7 protein-coding genes and 1 pseudogene are annotated in these 15,623 nt (G+C 65.0%); 4 read left to right on the forward strand and 4 right to left on the reverse strand.

What is annotated here, in order from left to right; all coding sequences use genetic code 11:
- Positions 1 to 171: 171 nt before the first annotated feature.
- On the forward strand, positions 172 to 1,026 hold the full coding sequence (locus NVV90_RS17610; protein WP_258438535.1) for an IclR family transcriptional regulator: 855 nt from the start codon (positions 172 to 174) through the stop codon (positions 1,024 to 1,026).
- A 99-nt stretch (positions 1,027 to 1,125) separates the two neighbouring features.
- On the opposite strand, the gene NVV90_RS17615 is transcribed toward NVV90_RS17610, so the two are convergent.
- On the reverse strand, positions 1,126 to 1,938 hold the full coding sequence (locus tag NVV90_RS17615) for an IclR family transcriptional regulator (RefSeq protein WP_258438536.1): 813 nt from the start codon (positions 1,936 to 1,938) through the stop codon (positions 1,126 to 1,128).
- A 331-nt stretch (positions 1,939 to 2,269) separates the two neighbouring features.
- Complete coding sequence (locus NVV90_RS17620; RefSeq protein WP_258438537.1) at positions 2,270 to 3,043, reverse strand: N-carbamoylsarcosine amidohydrolase; 774 nt, start codon at positions 3,041 to 3,043, stop codon at positions 2,270 to 2,272.
- Positions 3,044 to 3,343: 300 nt separating this feature from the next.
- Between NVV90_RS17620 and NVV90_RS17625 the strand changes: the two genes are divergently transcribed.
- The 3 genes and pseudogenes from NVV90_RS17625 to NVV90_RS17635 all read left to right on the forward strand — a co-directional run.
- Complete coding sequence (locus NVV90_RS17625; RefSeq protein ID WP_258438538.1) at positions 3,344 to 7,210, forward strand: hydantoinase B/oxoprolinase family protein; 3,867 nt, start codon at positions 3,344 to 3,346, stop codon at positions 7,208 to 7,210.
- Between the two features lie 117 nt (positions 7,211 to 7,327).
- The gene (locus NVV90_RS17630) at positions 7,328 to 8,692 is read left to right on the forward strand and encodes an MFS transporter (protein ID WP_258438539.1); all 1,365 of its coding nucleotides are present in this window, start codon (positions 7,328 to 7,330) and stop codon (positions 8,690 to 8,692) included.
- 521 nt (positions 8,693 to 9,213) lie between these two features.
- Positions 9,214 to 9,512, forward strand: a pseudogene (locus tag NVV90_RS17635) (amylo-alpha-1,6-glucosidase); the annotation flags it as partial.
- A gap of 286 nt (positions 9,513 to 9,798) precedes the next feature.
- On the opposite strand, the gene NVV90_RS17640 reads toward NVV90_RS17635, so the two are convergent.
- Positions 9,799 to 11,178, reverse strand: a complete 1,380-nt coding sequence (locus NVV90_RS17640; protein WP_258438540.1) for an MFS transporter — start codon at positions 11,176 to 11,178, stop codon at positions 9,799 to 9,801.
- A gap of 485 nt (positions 11,179 to 11,663) precedes the next feature.
- Complete coding sequence (metH, locus tag NVV90_RS17645) at positions 11,664 to 15,314, reverse strand: methionine synthase (protein WP_258438541.1); 3,651 nt, start codon at positions 15,312 to 15,314, stop codon at positions 11,664 to 11,666.
- Positions 15,315 to 15,623 lie beyond the last annotated feature (309 nt).

The following is a 15,623-nucleotide window of genomic DNA, read 5'->3' on the forward strand; positions in this document are numbered from 1 at the left end:
CCGGGTCTGAGGACACCGCGAGGAAACGCGGCCGACAACTGTCTCTGACCTATCGGCTGAACATCAAGGCGCTGCTCGCGTGCCTCGATGTCGGGATGGTCGGGGGCGGCGGTGAGGAGAAGCAGAGCAGTGCCGCGCCGCATCTTCCGTTTCTGCGCCCGAGTACGGCATATGATGGCCAAAAAGAGTGGCGGGACGGTCACGCTGCGCGAGAGGATGCAGATGGCGGGGAGGCTGAGGCAGGACAACAGCCAAGTCCAAGGAGCTGCGGCGTCGCTATTGAATGGTCTTGCTGTACTGGAGGCGTTCTCGGTGCAAAATCCGGTTCTTGGTGTGACTGAGGTTGCTCACCGGGTTGGCCTCCACAAGAGCACGGTCTCACGCATTTTGAGCGGTCTGGCAGAAGCTGGATATGTCCAGCGGGATGAGGAGACGGGGCGGTATCGCCTCGGGCTGGGCCTCCTTGCGTTGGCCGGCCCTTTACTGGCGGACCTGGATGTCCGCCGTGCCGCGGTTCCCTATTTGGAGCGATTAACCGAAAGCACCCAAGAGACCAGCGCAATCTCGGTCTGGAATGGTCATGAGGCCATCGTCGTGGAGCAGGTTGCCAGCCCCTTTCAGGTCAAACACACTGCCACCATTGGAACCCGGTACAACACGTTCGAAAGTTCCTCGGTGCGGGTCTTCCTGGCGGAGCTGGCACCGGCCCTCGCGACCGAGCTGATCGGATCCGGGCAGATACCACGCAAGGCAGGAGATGGTTTGCCGGTTGACCACACCACCCACCTGCAGGAAGTCGCCCGTCAGGCATACGCCGTCAACGACGGTGCAACAGCAGAGGAAGAGTTTGGGGTCTCCGCTCCGGTCCGGGATTACCGAGGCAAGGTGGTTGGGTGCATCACTGCAGCCGCTCCCCGTTCCCGCGTGTACAAGCAGGCCACCAGGGACGCTCTGGTTCAAGCCGTACAGCATGCTGCCTCGGAAGTATCCACCCGCTTGGGCTGGTCGGCTTCACTTCCGGGCTGATTCACCCACGCATCCGGCCGGCCTTCGCGGAGTTGACCTCACAGTGGCTCCTGGATGCAAGGGCAGGGTTTGCTTTCCCGGAGGAGCCGTAATGGCCCGTCAGCGCACTGGATTTGTTTCCCCCGGGAGGCTGCCCAGCCGAGTCGAAACGCGCTCAGCGGCCTGTAGCACGGCTTCGCGCAGGATCGACTGACTCTTCTGGTACTGAACCCGGGACCGGGGCGCGCTGGCTGTGATGCAGCCGACGACTTCCCCCCGGTAGTCCCGCACGGGGGCGGACACGCCGTATTCCTCGTAAGTGGTCTCGCCGTCGTTGACGGCGTACCCGTGGTCCCGCACGGCGGCCAGCTGTTCGTAGACCGGGTCCTCGAGACCGCGGTAGGCCTCTCGCAGCACGATCCGGCCGGCCAGCAGACGGTCGGTCTCCTCGGGCGGCAGCTCGGCGAGAAACACACGGACTGAGGAGCTGGCGAACTTGTTGTAGCGCGTGCCGATCGCCGCGCTGTGTTTGACCTGATGGGGGGAGGCCGTCTGTTCCACAACGATCGCGTTGGTGCCGTTCCAGACGGCGATCGCGGCCGTCTCGCCGGTGGCTTCGGTGAGTTCTTCGAGGTGGGGCAGGGCGGTACGGCGGACGCCGAGTTCGGCCAGCAGCGGTCCTGCCAGGCCGATCATCCCGAGTCCGAGGCGGTATCGCCCGGTGTCTTCGTCGCGCTGCACGTATCCGGCTTCGTCCAGGCCGGTGAGCATCCGGGAGACGGTGCTCTTGTGCAGGCCGACGAGTTCGGAGATCTCCGTGACGCCCAGGAGGGATCGCTTGGCGACGGAGAAGGCTTCGAGGACCGTCAGACCGTTGAGCAGCGATGCTGCCGCCCCTTGCGGTTTGTCGGCGGTGGTTTGTGTCTCCAGCATGAGTTCTCCCTCTTCGGGCGCTAGTGCAAGTCACCCGTATCAGTCATCGTACGATGCCCTTTCCTCCTCTGGCAGGAGGCCGGGCCGCCGGCCGCTGCGGGCACGCCGCGGCGCGGCCCAGGAGATCCGGGACCTGGTCTCGAATCTGCTCCTTACGGCATTGGGTGGTGGATCGGCATAGCGGGAACCTTGGCGACTGCCGTGTTCCAGAAACGCACTCATCACCGCAGCCCAGCCCGACCTGACGACAGCCGGCACCGCTGAGGGGTGCCGGCTGTGGTCGGGTCGGCCTGGGCTGCCGGACCGCGGGGCTCCGAGAGGGCGGTGCGGCTTAGGCCGGATCCGCGGGGGCCGCCACCTCGGGCTGGGGATCCGAGAGGGTCTTCGGGACCGTGTCCTCGAACTGCGGGAGGCCGTTCAGGTACTCCACCACCGAATCCGTGGACTCCACGTCACCGAACTTGTTGTCGATGTCGTAGAGGTTCCACTGCACGACGCCCGGGACGCGGTCGCCGATGGTCTCCCGGGGGATGATCGGGCGGAAGCCCTTCGCGATCGCGTCCTCGACGGTGTGGCGCACGCACCCGGCCGCGGTCGCACCGGTCACGATCAGGGTATCGATGCGGTTGGAGGTCAGGAAGAGCTCGAGGTTCGTCCCCGGGAACGCCGAGGCGCGATTCTTCTCGATTACGACCTCGCCTTCCGCGGGAGCAATGCGGTCGTCAATCTGCGCCCAGTAGGAATCCGCCGGAAGGGTTTCCGTGGGGATCTTCGAGTACCACAGGCCCATGTCGTTCGTCCCGGAGGTGGCGTCGCGGTTGCGGTACACGTTCGTGGTGTAGAAGACCGGGACACCCTTGGCGCGCGCGGCCTCGTTGATCCGCTGGACGTTCGGGATGATCGTCTCCATGCCCGGGCAGCTGAACGGGTGGCCCGGACGGGTCCAAGCGTTCGCGAGGTCGATGTGGATGACGGCGGGGCGGTTGCCGTAGCCGATCCGACGCTTGAAGCCTCGCTCGTTGTAGATGTCCGTGCCTGCTTCGAACGCCTCCTCCAGCACTGCTGCCAGGCGGGCTTCGATGTCGTTGAACGTCTCTGTTGTCATGGCTGTCTCCACTCTCTCGGGGACCGGGCTTTCCCAGTCCACTTTTTTGTTGCTGTGTCATCACAGTAGTTGCTGTTTGCGCAACGCACAACCCCCTTGTGAGATTTGAAAAAAAGAACCGCCAGCCATTGCGTGTTGCTTCCACGGGAACTACATTGCTTACTAAGCAACTTGTGACTTATGGCACACAGATTTGCGGTCTAACCCAGCGGACTCCAAACGGGGTTGCCAATGGCCGAAAGGCCCACCCAGGCTTCCCTTCAACGCAGTCCTGAGCCTCACTTCCGAAAGGACCCCAGCATGAAGCGCATCGGAGTAGACGTCGGCGGCACCTTCACCGACTTGTATTTTTCAGACGACGCCCAGCGCATTGCCGTTGTGGAGAAGGTCCCCTCCACCCCCCACGATCCGTCCGAAGCCGTTATCTCCGGCATCAAGAAGCTCTGCGAGAAGGCCGGTGTCTCGCTTGCGGAGATCGACCAGCTGGTGCACGGGACCACGGTGGCTACGAACACCGCGCTGACGCACACCGGTGCGGAGGTCGGGATGATCACTACCGAGGGTTTCCGTGACATCCTGCACATCGCCCGGCACAAGAAGCCATACAACTTTTCCCTGCAACAGGAGCTGCCGTGGCAGACCAAGCCCCTGATCAAGCGCCGTCATCGGCTCACGGTCAAGGAGCGCATCACGGCACCCAACGGCGACGTCCTGGTTCCCCTGGACGAAGATGAGGTCCGTGAGCGCGTGCGCGAGCTGAAGGCTGCCGGAGTCGAGGCCATCGCCGTTTGCCTGCTGCACTCGTATCTGAATTCCGCCCACGAGCAGCGGATCGGGGAAATCGTCGCGGAGGAGTTCCCCGAGGCTTACCTGTCCCTGTCCAGCGAGATCGTGCCCCTATACCGGGAGTACGAGCGTTTCTCCACCACCGCGCTCAATGCCTATGTCGGGCCCCGGGTCTCGCGTTACCTCTACCGTCTGCAGGAGCAGGCCGAAGGATTGGGCTACAAGCGGGAGATCCTGCTGATGCAGTCCTCCGGCGGCATGGTTCCGATCAAGGAGGCCGCCAAGCGGCCGGTGACGCTGATGATGTCCGGACCGGTCGGCGGCCTGATCGGCGGCATGTGGGCCGGCCGCCAGTCCGGCTTCGAGAACGTTGTCACCCTGGACATCGGCGGTACCTCGGCGGACATCGGTGTGGCCTATAAGGGTGAACTGCGCATGCGTCACCTGCTGGACACTAAGATCGGCGACCACCAGGCCATGGTCCCTATGGTGGACATCGATACCATTGGTGCCGGCGGCGGTTCCATCGCCTACGTCGACGCTGGCGGGGTCTTCCGCGTGGGTCCTCAATCTGCGGGAGCTGTCCCGGGCCCGGTCTGCTACGGCCGCGGCGGGTCGGAGCCGACATCGACCGACGCCCAGGTGCTGCTGGGCCGCATGCGTCCTGACCGGGTCCTGGCAGGCTCAGGTATGGATATGGACCTTGATGGCGCCCGAAAGGCCATGGAAGGTCTGGCAGAAAAGCTCAACATGTCGGTGGACCAGGCAGCCCTCGGCGCCCTGCAGATCCAGAAGTTCGGTATGACCCAGGCGATCGAGCAGAACTCCGTGCGCCGGGGCTACGACCCGCGCGACTTCACCCTCGTCGCTGCCGGCGGTGCCGGCGCACTGTTCGCCTGCGAGATCGCCGCGGAGCTGGAGGTCCCGAAGGTGCTGATCCCGGCCCACCCCGGCATCATGGCTGCCACCGGCCTGTTGGCTACCGACGAGAAGTACGAGTTCGTCGCCACCAACCGGTTCACGTTCGCCAACGCCAACCCCGCCGCCATCCAGGCCTCCTTCGAGCAGTTGGAACGCGAGGCCAATGCCCAGCTGGATGCCGAGGACGTGCTGGCCGAACGCCGCAAGCTCGAATGGCTCGCGGACGCCCGCTACGAGGGCCAGGGATACGAGATCCGCTTCGCTGCCCCCGCAGGACCAGTCAACCAAGCCTGGCTGGAAAAGGCCGAGGCAGCCTTCCACGATGCCCACTTTGAGGAGTACGGCCACCGCTTCAAGAACGGCACCGTGGAGGTCATCAACATCCGCGTGGAGGCCAGCGCCGTGATGGATGACCTGCCCACGCCGGAGGCGATCAAGTCCGGTTCCCTCAAAGACGCCCTGGTGGAAACCCGTCCGGTGACCTTCGAACAGGATGGCAAGCCGGTCACCTTGGACACCAGTTTCTACGACCGCGACAGGATGGGCGTGGGAATTACCTTCACCGGTCCCGCCATCATCGAACAGTACGACTCCACCACCGTTATTCCTCCGGGATTCTCCGGAGCGGTGGACGCCGCCGGCAACCTCGTCATCGACTGCCCGGCCGCGACCCAGAGTGCCGAGAAACTGGCCACGCCGATCCTGATGCGCGTGATCGGGGGCGCTCTGAACTCGGCGGCCAAGGAAATGGCCTCGGTGCTGTTCCGCATGGCCTATTCCTCGATCATCCGCGAGTCCGAGGACCTCGGCGCAGGGCTTTTCGACAGGGACGGCAACGTGCTGGCCGAGTCCGACTCCACGCCCATGTTCATGGGCTCCATGCCCAAGATCGTCAAGGGTGTGATCTCGGTCCTGGGCGACGACATCCACGACGGTGATGTCATCCTGCACAACGATCCTTACTTGGGGGCCACGCACTCCCCCGACGTGGCGATCATCGAACCGATCTTCCACGACGGGGAACTCGTCGGCTTCGCCGGAGCCTCGGGCCAGCTGATCGATAACGGCGGCGCGTACTCCGGACTGATGGTGGACATTCAGGACATCCAGTCCGAAGGCACCATCTTCCGGGCGGTGAAGATTTCCGAGAAGGGCGTCCGCCAGGAATCGCTGATCCGGCACATTCTCAACAACACCCGGACACCCACCTCCAACGAGGGCGACTTCCAGGCGATGATCGCCGCCTGCGAGCTGGCCAAGTCCCGCTACATCGCCCTCATTGAGCGCTACGGCTTCGGCGCGGTCCGCGAGGCCGGCCAGAGCTGGATCGACTACTCGGAGCGGATGCTGCGCCAGGAAATCGCCAAGATCCCGGACGGCGTCTACGAGACCGAGGTCGGCTACCTGGACGACGACGGCCGCAACTATGGCAAGAAGCTGCCAATCGTCGTGAAGGTGATCGTCGAGGGTGACGAGATTACCTACGACCTCACCGGCTCTTCCGAACAGGTGCCGACCGCCTACAACTGCGCCTTCGAGGGCACCACAGTCTCGGCATTCACGTTCATCACCCGCATGATGTTCCTGGACGAGGTCGCCTTCCCGGTGTTCGTGCCCCAGAACGAGGGCATGCTCAAGCCCCTGAAGGTGATCGCCCCGGAAGGCACCATCTTCAACCCGAAGTACCCAGCTGCAACCTTCTCCCGGTTCTCCCAAGTACAACGCGCCGTCGACTTGGCTTTGCGGGCCCTGGCCCCTGTCATCCCCGACCGCGTCACCGCCGGCAACTCCGCCCACATCCACTTCATCTCCTACTCCGGATGGGACGAGAAACAGGGCGAGTACTGGGTCTACCTCGAGGTCAACGAGGGCTCCTACGGCGCCCGCGCAACCAGCGACGGGCCGGACTCCGTGGACAACCTCATCGCCAACACCCGCAACAACCCGATCGAGGAGCTCGAGTGGCGGTTCCCGATGCGCACCGACCGCTACGAACTGCGCTCCGAGCCGGCGGCGGCCGGCGAGTTCCGCGGCGGCATCGGCATCGTCCGGGAGAACACCTTCCTGACGGACACCGCGATCACCTGCGAGGGTGAACGCCACGAGTCGGACGTACCATGGGGCGCGTTCGGCGGCCACGAGGGCCTCAACGGCTCGCTCGTGAAAAACCCCGGCCGGGAGGGCGAGGAGTCCTGGCCGTCCAAAGTCACCGGCCGCCAACTGCTGGCCGGCGACTCCCTCCAGATCACCGTGCCCAGCGGTGGCGGCTTCGGTGACCCCCAGCGGCGGGACCCCCTGAAGGTCCTCGAGGACGTACTGGACGGCTTCACAACCGCCGAGGCGGCTGCCCGTGACTACGGCGTGGTCCTCAAGGAGGTCAACGGCCAGCTCACAGTAGATCTGAGGTCAACCGCCGAACGCCGCGAGGTTTTGGTCTCCGAGCTCAGTTCGGCAACCTGAGCCAGGAGCAGCAGTAAGGGGGCGGCCTGGAGCCAGCTAGCGACGCTGGCCTCCAGGCCGCCCCTTCGTTCCCTCCTCATCACACCGCCCACCTATCCCCGTGAATTAGGAACAGTCATGACCACTGCCCCAACCTTTCAATTTGTCGAGTCCGATGTCAGGCCCAAGGACGTCCGGCTGGCGACCTGGATTTGCTTCTTCGCCTGGACCTTCGCCGTCTACGACTTCGTCCTGTTCGGCAACCTCCTGCCGGTGCTGGCTTCCGACCTCGGCTGGAGTGCGGCCCAGTCCACGGGGATTAATACCTGGGTGACGGCAGGGACTGCCCTCGTGGCCTTCGGGATTGGCCCGATCGTCGACCGGATCGGCCGCCGCAAGGGCATCCTGATCGCCGTCGTCGGTGCCGCCGTCGCCTCACTGCTGACGGCCACTGTCGGCTGGGTTGTGGGCCTCTCTGCCGGCCTTGGACTCGTCTTCCTGGTCCTCGTGCGTTCACTGGCCGGCCTCGGCTACGCCGAACAGTCCATCAACGCTGCCTACCTCAACGAGATGTTCGCCCACAACAGCGATCCCGCCAAGGCCCGCCGCCGCGGTCTCATCTACTCACTCGTCCAATCCGGCTGGCCGGTCGGCTCCGTCCTGGCCGCCGGGTCCGTCTACCTGCTGTTCCCCATCGGCGGGTGGGCGCTCTGCTTCGCCGTGGCCGCCCTCCCCGCCGTCTTCATCGTCATCGCCGGACGCTGGCTCAAAGAAAGCCCCCAGTTCGCCCACCGCCACCAGATCGACAAGATGATCAAGGACGGCCGGATGGAAGAGGCACAGCAGCTCGGGGAGAAATACGGAATCGACGTCTCCGAGAAGGCCAGCCCACTCGTCTCAGTCTTCCGCGGAGAATCGCTGCGGTCCACCCTGACGATCGGCGGGGCCTTCCTCCTGAACTGGCTTGGCGTCCTTGCTTTCGCGATCCTCGGCACGTCGCTGCTTACGGCACCGGACGGCAAAAACGTCGAGTTCGACAACGCGCTGCTGATCCTCATCATCTCCAACGCCACAGCCTTCGCCGGCTACCTGTTCCACGGCTGGCTCGGCGACCGGATCGGACGCCGCAACGCGATCGGGATCGGTTGGATCCTGTGTGCCATTTCCTTCTTCACCATGCTCCAGGCCCCGAACGGGGACTTCCCGCTCATCATCGGGCTGTACAGCGCCGGGCTGTTCTTCCTCATCGGCCCCTTCTCCGCCCTGCTGTTCTTCACCGGCGAAAGCTTCCCCGTCCACACCCGGGCAACGGGAAGCTCCATCATCAACGCCTCCGGCCAAGTCGGAGCAATCATCGGCGGACTGCTCATTACCGCCACCCTCGCCGCGGGAGCCGGCTGGATCAACGCCACACTATGGTGGGGCGTCCTCCCCATCCTGGCTTCCGGCTTGCTGATCTTCGCCGCCCGGAACGTCGACCCCAGCAAAGTCCGCACGGACTGACAGGCCCCTGAAACCCCGCACCACAGACACCATCCGCCCGGCGATAACTCCTGGCCCCCACAGAGTTCCCGCCGGGCGGATGACATTAAATCCCTACAAGCACCGGACTCGGATTCGCGGGATACGCCGTCCGCAAGAGGCCGCCGGTGCCTCTAGGGCTTCACCCTATTCAGGTGAGCTGCGTCCGTGCGGGATGTGGACGTGGTTGTAGGCGAAACCGAACTTTCGACGCAGAAGGGGCACGCGAAGCTGGCTGACATAGCAGGATCCTAACCTCAAACCAGATCCGTCGTGCCAGGCAAAGCCCCGCATCGCACCTGTGGAAAGCGTTCGTTTCCGGCTCGGCGGCCGGCGCCGTTGAGGTGAGGGAGGTGCAGGTCCTGACCATGGTCGGTATCAGAGTTGACCAGACATTTCACCGGAAGGCCTCACGTACCGAGTGTCGATCCCGCCGCACGGACAGTGGCGCACGGTCCTGACCGTAGCGGGTGGCAAAGATTCCCGTGCTGCAGATTGCCACCGAGATCCTGCACGAGGTCAGGCTCGATGTCTCCAACGGTCTGGCCCTGGGCGGCTCATCCGCCTCTTGCGGCAGCGTCGATGCAACACCGCTGTTCGTGAGCGTGCTCGGGGCAGTAAGCCGTCGGTGATTCGCCAAAGACACCATCGCCGCCTGCTGCCGCACGCGGACCGTGCCCTGGACTGGATCCGGGACTACTCCGGGGACGGCACAAACTTCGCGTACGGCGCCCAAGCTGAACCGCCCATTGCGCTGTGCGCGCTGCAGGCCTGTGTCTACGCAGCGTACATGGCACGCGCCTGACGGTCATCCTCACAAGTCGTCTGCTGAGGCTCCAGTGGAATCCTCTGATATGCCCAGGTCCGAAATGGCCGGGCTGAGCCCCCGTCCCGGCCGGCCTCCCGGAATCGATGGACTGCCGGAGGGCTTGGAAACTTACGGTCTCTCGTCAGACCAGTTCTTTGCTTGCCAGGCTGAGATAGCCGTAGCGCGACCGGCCCCGATGTGCGTTCCAACATCGGCTGGCGTGCTGTCCGGACCCACCCGGGTCCGGACAGCGGGCCGGCCATTGTTCTTGCCCGTGTCCTCAGGCCCCGGACACCGATTGTGAGGCCACGGCGCGCGCGGGCACTGTGGGAACGGGGTCGTCGTGGTAGCGGCGGAGAGGCCGTCCTGCGGTCTCGGGCATGAGGAAGGTGGCGACGAGGAATGATGCGACGGCGATGGTTGCGACGTAGATGGCGGGGGAGAGCGAGTATCCGGTTCCGGCAACAAGCCACGTTGCCAGGAAGGGTGCGGTGCCGCCGAACACCGCGTAGGTGATGTTGTAACAGGTGCCAGATGCCGCGAAGCGCACGTCAGTCGAGAACATTTCCGACATAAGGACCGAAGTCACGACATTAGCGGTCACGGCGCCGAGTCCTATGAGCAGTTGGCTCGCAACGGCGGCTGCGAACGTTCCCTGTTCGGCGATCATATACGCGGGAATGGTGAGGATGGCCAGGAGGCCAGCGGCTGTCTGCATGGTGGGGCGGCGCCCTATGCGATCCGAGACGCGGCCCATCACGGGGGCGAGCGCCGTCGCGAGGGTCAGCGAGATCAAGCTCGAGAACAGCGCGAGGTGCTGGGGCAGGCCGACCACCTTGATCAGGAAGGTCGACATGTACGTGGAGTAAATGTAAAAGGAGAGCGCCGTGAGCATCACGAACCCGCCTAGACGCAGCATCGCGGGCCACTGGGTGCGGAAGACGACTCCCAAAGACGGGGCGGGCCGGGAGGCTGAATCATCGATCATCGCTTGGAACTCAGGAGACTCGTGGAGCTTGGCGCGAATGTAGAACGCGATCAGGCCCATCGGCACTGACAGTAGGAAGAGGATGCGCCAGCCCCAATCGCCCATGGCCTCGGGGGGCAGGATGAAGCTGAGCAGCGCTCCGAGTCCAGCGGCGAGGGCGAATGAGGAGAACGTCGCCGCGGACATGGCGGACGAGTAACGTGCCCTGCGCCTGTCGGGGCTGTGTTCGACGACATAGATGGTGGCGCCCGCGTATTCGCCCCCGGCAGAAAAGCCCTGCAAACACCGGGAAAGCACCAGTAGGACGGCGGCCCAGATGCCGATCGTCTCGTGGCTTGGGATGAGTCCGATTGCGGCCGTGGATCCGGACATGAGCAGGACGGTCAGCACCAGGATCTTCTTACGTCCAAGACGATCGCCCAAGCGTCCGAAAAAGATCCCGCCCAAGGGCCGCAGCGCGAACGCCACAGCGAACACGGCAAACGTCTCGAGCAGACCCGTAACCGGATCCTTGGATGAGAAGAACGTAGCGGCAATGTGGGTTGCCATGTAGCCGTAGATGGCAAAATCGAACCACTCCACCACAGTCCCGGCAAAAGAGGCCCGTACCACTTTACGCAGGCGCTCCGGGCTCACCTTCTCCAGCGAATTGTCTGCAAGGTCGCGTTCCATGTTGTCTCCATTCAGTGGATGGCGCCCAGACCGCGTGGTGCTTCACTTTCAGCCCAGAACACTGCGGGGCAGCGCTTCGCACGTATGATCTAGATCGCCGTTGATCAGACAACAACTTATTTCCCTTGGTAGCAACAAGTCAAGGTTTCTGCCGTGACTCTTCCTGTCACGCGAGGGGTATTACTGGACTTTCGCACGCCCCGTATGACTGCCGGGCTCCTGTAACCGTGCCGGATGGTTTAGCCGACGGGACGAAGCATGGACTCGACGAGTAGTCCGTCGTGGTCCGCGTAGGTCATCGGATGATCTTGGTCCATGGGTTGGGCAGCCAGCCGCGGGACCTGTACGCGTGCTGAATCCCGGCGCCTGCGCAGCGTCGGCGTCCGTGGCCGTCCAGAAACCTGCCGGGGCGCAGCTCTCCTTGCGGTTGACGTCGCCGGCGAAGATGGTTGCTTGATCCTGGCAGCGGATGGCCCAACTGCAAATCACACCTTGAAGTACTTCGCCTCAGGGTGGTGGAACACGAACGCGTCGGTGGACTGTTCGGGGTGCAGCATCAGCTCATCGCTGAGGACCACGCCCATCCGCTCGGGTTTCAGCAGCTCCGTCACCTTGCGGCGGTCCTCCATGTCCGGGCACGCGGGGTACCCGAGCGAGAACCGCGCACCTCGGTAGTCCAGCTTGAACAGACCGGCCTTGTCCTTGGGCTCCTCGGCGGCGAAGCCCAGTTCCGAGCGGATGCGGGCATGCCAGAATTCCGCGAGCGCCTCCGTGAGCTGCATGACCAGGCCGTTGAGCTCGTAGTAGTCGCGGTAGTGATCGCCGGCGAAGAGCTTGGCAGTCACCTCATCGACATTGCCGCCGGCGGTGACCAGCTGCACCGGCAGCACGTCGATCTGCCCCGATTCGCGCGAGCGCACGAAGTCGGCGAGGCACAGGTGCCGGTCGCGGCGCTGGCGCGGGAAGTCGAAACGCAGCCGCTCGGTGCCAAGCGGACCGCCTGATCCCCCATCCGGGGCGAGCAGGCCCGCGGTCCCGAGGACGCCGTCGCGATCCTCCCCGTGGTGCAGCACCACCACCTGTTCCCCTTCGGAGACCACCGGGAAGTAGCCGTACGCGACGGATGCATCGAGCATTCCCTCGCCGAGGATGCGGTCCATCCAGTACCGCAGGCGCGGCCGGCCCTCGCGTTCCACCAGTTCCTCATAGGAGTCGCCGTCCTCGCCGCGGCCGGGCTTGAGCCCCCACTGCCCCATGAACGTGGCGCGCTCATCGAGGAAGGCACCGAAATCGTGGAGCGAGACGCCGCGCACGATGCGCGTGCCCCAGAACGGCGGCGACGGCACGCGGTTGTCGGAGGCGACGTCGGAGCGGCCGGGCATTGCCTCCGGCTCGGTCAGGGTAAGCGTCCCGCCCTTGCGGTGGTGCCGCTTCTTCAGCGCGGGCAGGCCCACCTCCGCAGGGTCGGCGCCGCGGGCCACCTGCACCAGCGGCTCCATGAGGGAAAGGCCTTCGAAGGCGTCCTTCGCGTAGCGGACCTCGCCCTCGAACTGGCCTGCCAGGTCCTGCTCCACGTAGGCGCGGGTCAGCGCCGCGCCGCCGAGGATGATCGGCCACCGCTTCGCGAGCCCGCGGGCCTGCAGTTCCGCGAGGTTCTCCTTCATCACCACGGTGGACTTCACCAGGAGACCGGACATGCCGATCACGTCGGCGTTGTGCTCCTCGGCTGCCGCGATGATGTCGGCGATGGGCTGTTTGATGCCGAGGTTGATCACCTTGTAGCCGTTGTTGGTGAGGATGATGTCCACCAGGTTCTTGCCGATGTCGTGCACATCGCCGCGCACGGTGGCGATCACCATGGTGCCCTTGCCCGACGCATCCGATTTCTCCATGTGCGGCTCGAGCAGCGCGACGGCGGTCTTCATCACCTCGGCGGACTGCAGCACGAAGGGCAGCTGCATCTCGCCGGCGCCGAAGCGCTCGCCCACCACCTTCATGCCCTCGAGCAGGTAGTCGTTGATGATGCCGAGCGGGGTCATGCCCTCTGCGCGGGCCAGGTCGAGGTCCTCTTCGAGGCCCTTGCCTTCGCCGTCGATGATGCGCCGCTCCAGGCGCGCGCCGGTGGGCAGCGCCGCGAGTTCGGCGGCGCGCTGGTCCTTCAGCGCTGCGGTGTCGACGCCGGCGAACAGGTCCAGCATGCTGGCCAGGGGGTCGTACGTGAGGTTGCCGTCGGCGTCGTATTCGCGGCGGTCCCAGACGAGGTCCAGGGCCACCTTGCGCTGTTCCTCCGGCAGGGAAGCGAGCGGCACGATCTTGGCGGCATCGATGATGCCGCTGGTGAGTCCGGCCTGCACGGCCTCGTGCAGGAACACCGAGTTCAGGGCCATGCGCGCTGCCGGGTTCAGGCCGAAGGACACGTTGGAGACGCCCAGGGTGGTGTTGATGCCGGGGTACTTCGCGGTGATCTGACGGATGGCCTCGATGGTTTCGATGGCATCCCGGCGGGTTTCTTCCTGGCCGGTGGCGATGGGGAAGGTGAGGCAGTCGACGATGATGTCTTCCACGCGCATCCCCCATTCGCCCACCAAGGCGTCCACCAGGCGCGAGGCGATGGCCACCTTGCCCTCGGTGGTGCGTGCCTGGCCGTGTTCGTCGATGGTCAGGGCGATCACGGCGGTGCCGTGTTCCTTCACGAGCGGCATGATGCGCGCGAAGCGGCTGTCCGGGCCGTCGCCGTCCTCGTAGTTGACGGAGTTGACCACGGGGCGTCCGCCGATGTGTTCGAGCCCGGCCTGCAGCACGGGTGGTTCGGTGGAGTCGATGACGAGCGGGAGCGTGGAGGCCGACGCGAAACGTGAGACGACCTCCTTGATGTCGGCCACGCCGTCGCGCCCCACGTAGTCAATGCAGACGTCCAGCAGGTGCGCGCCGACGCGGACCTGCTCGCGGGCGATGTCCACGCAGTCGTCCCAGCGCTCTTCGAGCATCGCCTGGCGGAACGCCTTCGAACCGTTCGCGTTGGTGCGCTCGCCGATCGCGAGGTACGCAGACTCTTGGTCGAAATTCACGTGGTGGTAGAGGGAGGCGATGCCTGCTTCACGCTCGGTGGGGACGCGGCCGCCGTCGGCGCCCCTGCCGCCGCTGGTGACGACGGCGGAGGCGCGGAAGGGCGCAAGACGCTCGACGACGGCGGCCATGTGCTCCGGCGTCGTACCGCAACATCCGCCCACCAGGCCCAGGCCGAATTCCCGCACGAACTGCTCGTGCGCGGTGGCGAGTTCCGTGGGTGACAGCGGATAGTGCGCACCGTTGGGGCCAAGGATCGGCAGGCCGGCGTTGGGCATGCAGGCGATCGCGACTGAGGACTGCTTGGAGAGGTGGCGCAGGTGCTCGCTCATCTCGTCCGGCCCGGTGGCGCAGTTCAGGCCGATGGCGTCGACGCCGAGCGGCTCGAGGGCGGTGAGCGCGGCGCCGATCTCGGAGCCCATGAGCATGGTTCCCGTGGTTTCGACGGTCACCTCGACGAAGATCGGGAGCCGGATGCCGCGGGACACGATGGCCTGCTTGCAGCCGTTGACCGCCGCTTTGGTCTGCAGGAGGTCCTGGCTGGTCTCGATGAGGAAGGCATCCGCTCCCCCGTCGATGAGGCCCTCGGCCTGCAGGGCGAAGGTCTGCTTGAGGTAGTCGTACGTGGTGTGGCCGAGGCTGGGGAGCTTGGTGCCAGGGCCCATGGAGCCCAGGACCCAGCGCATGCGTCCGTCTGTCTTTTCTGCCGCTTCGGCGCGGTCCCGGGCGATCTCCGCGCCCTTCCGGGAAAGCTCTTCAATGCGGTCGTCGATGCCGTAGTCGGAGAGGTTTGACCAGTTCGCACCGAAGGTGTTGGTTTCGACCGCATCGATGCCCACGGCGAAGTACGCGTCATGAATCTCCGCGAGGACATCCGGCCGCGTGGCATTGAGGATCTCGTTGCAGCCTTCCAGCCCCAGGAAGTCGTCCTCGAGCGACAGCTCCCGCCCTTGCAGCATGGTGCCCATCGCCCCATCGGCAATGACCACCCTCTGGTTCACCGCATCCAGCAGCTCCTGCGAGCGAACGGGACGGGCGACGGACTCAATATCAAGCGCAAACCGAGGCATATGAACAGACTACGTCCGGGGCTCATACTTTGGGCCGTGTTTCTGTGTACTACGACGGGGGGTGGGGTGCTTTCTGGCCACCACAAAGAAGGAGCGGACGACGGCGGGACCTCCCGCCGTCGTCCGCTTGAGTTAGCGCCGAACAGAGTTCTACTTGGCTCAGTCTGCGTCGTCGTAGGGACGGCCGCGGAAGTGAGCTCGGCGGTACTCCCAGGCTGGATTCTGATTGCCGCAGCAATGCCGCCGGAACCGCCATCGGGGCCACCTTCCGCGGCGCCGGGGACCTTGATTCTTTGGTTCGCTCTGGGG

Origin of the sequence: Arthrobacter sp. CJ23 (assembly GCF_024741795.1) — a bacterium.
Taxonomy (GTDB): Bacteria; Actinomycetota; Actinomycetes; order Actinomycetales; family Micrococcaceae; genus Arthrobacter.

Coding starts and splice junctions, on each gene's coding strand:
- metH (WP_258438541.1), bottom strand. CDS start 15,314: ATGCCTCGGTTTGCGCTTGATATTGAGTCCGTCGCCCGTCCCGTTCGC.
- NVV90_RS17620 (WP_258438537.1), bottom strand. CDS start 3,043: ATGACAACAGAGACGTTCAACGACATCGAAGCCCGCCTGGCAGCAGTG.
- NVV90_RS17615 (WP_258438536.1), bottom strand. CDS start 1,938: ATGCTGGAGACACAAACCACCGCCGACAAACCGCAAGGGGCGGCAGCA.
- NVV90_RS17610 (WP_258438535.1), top strand. CDS start 172: ATGATGGCCAAAAAGAGTGGCGGGACGGTCACGCTGCGCGAGAGGATG.
- NVV90_RS17640 (WP_258438540.1), bottom strand. CDS start 11,178: ATGGAACGCGACCTTGCAGACAATTCGCTGGAGAAGGTGAGCCCGGAG.
- NVV90_RS17625 (WP_258438538.1), top strand. CDS start 3,344: ATGAAGCGCATCGGAGTAGACGTCGGCGGCACCTTCACCGACTTGTAT.
- NVV90_RS17630 (WP_258438539.1), top strand. CDS start 7,328: ATGACCACTGCCCCAACCTTTCAATTTGTCGAGTCCGATGTCAGGCCC.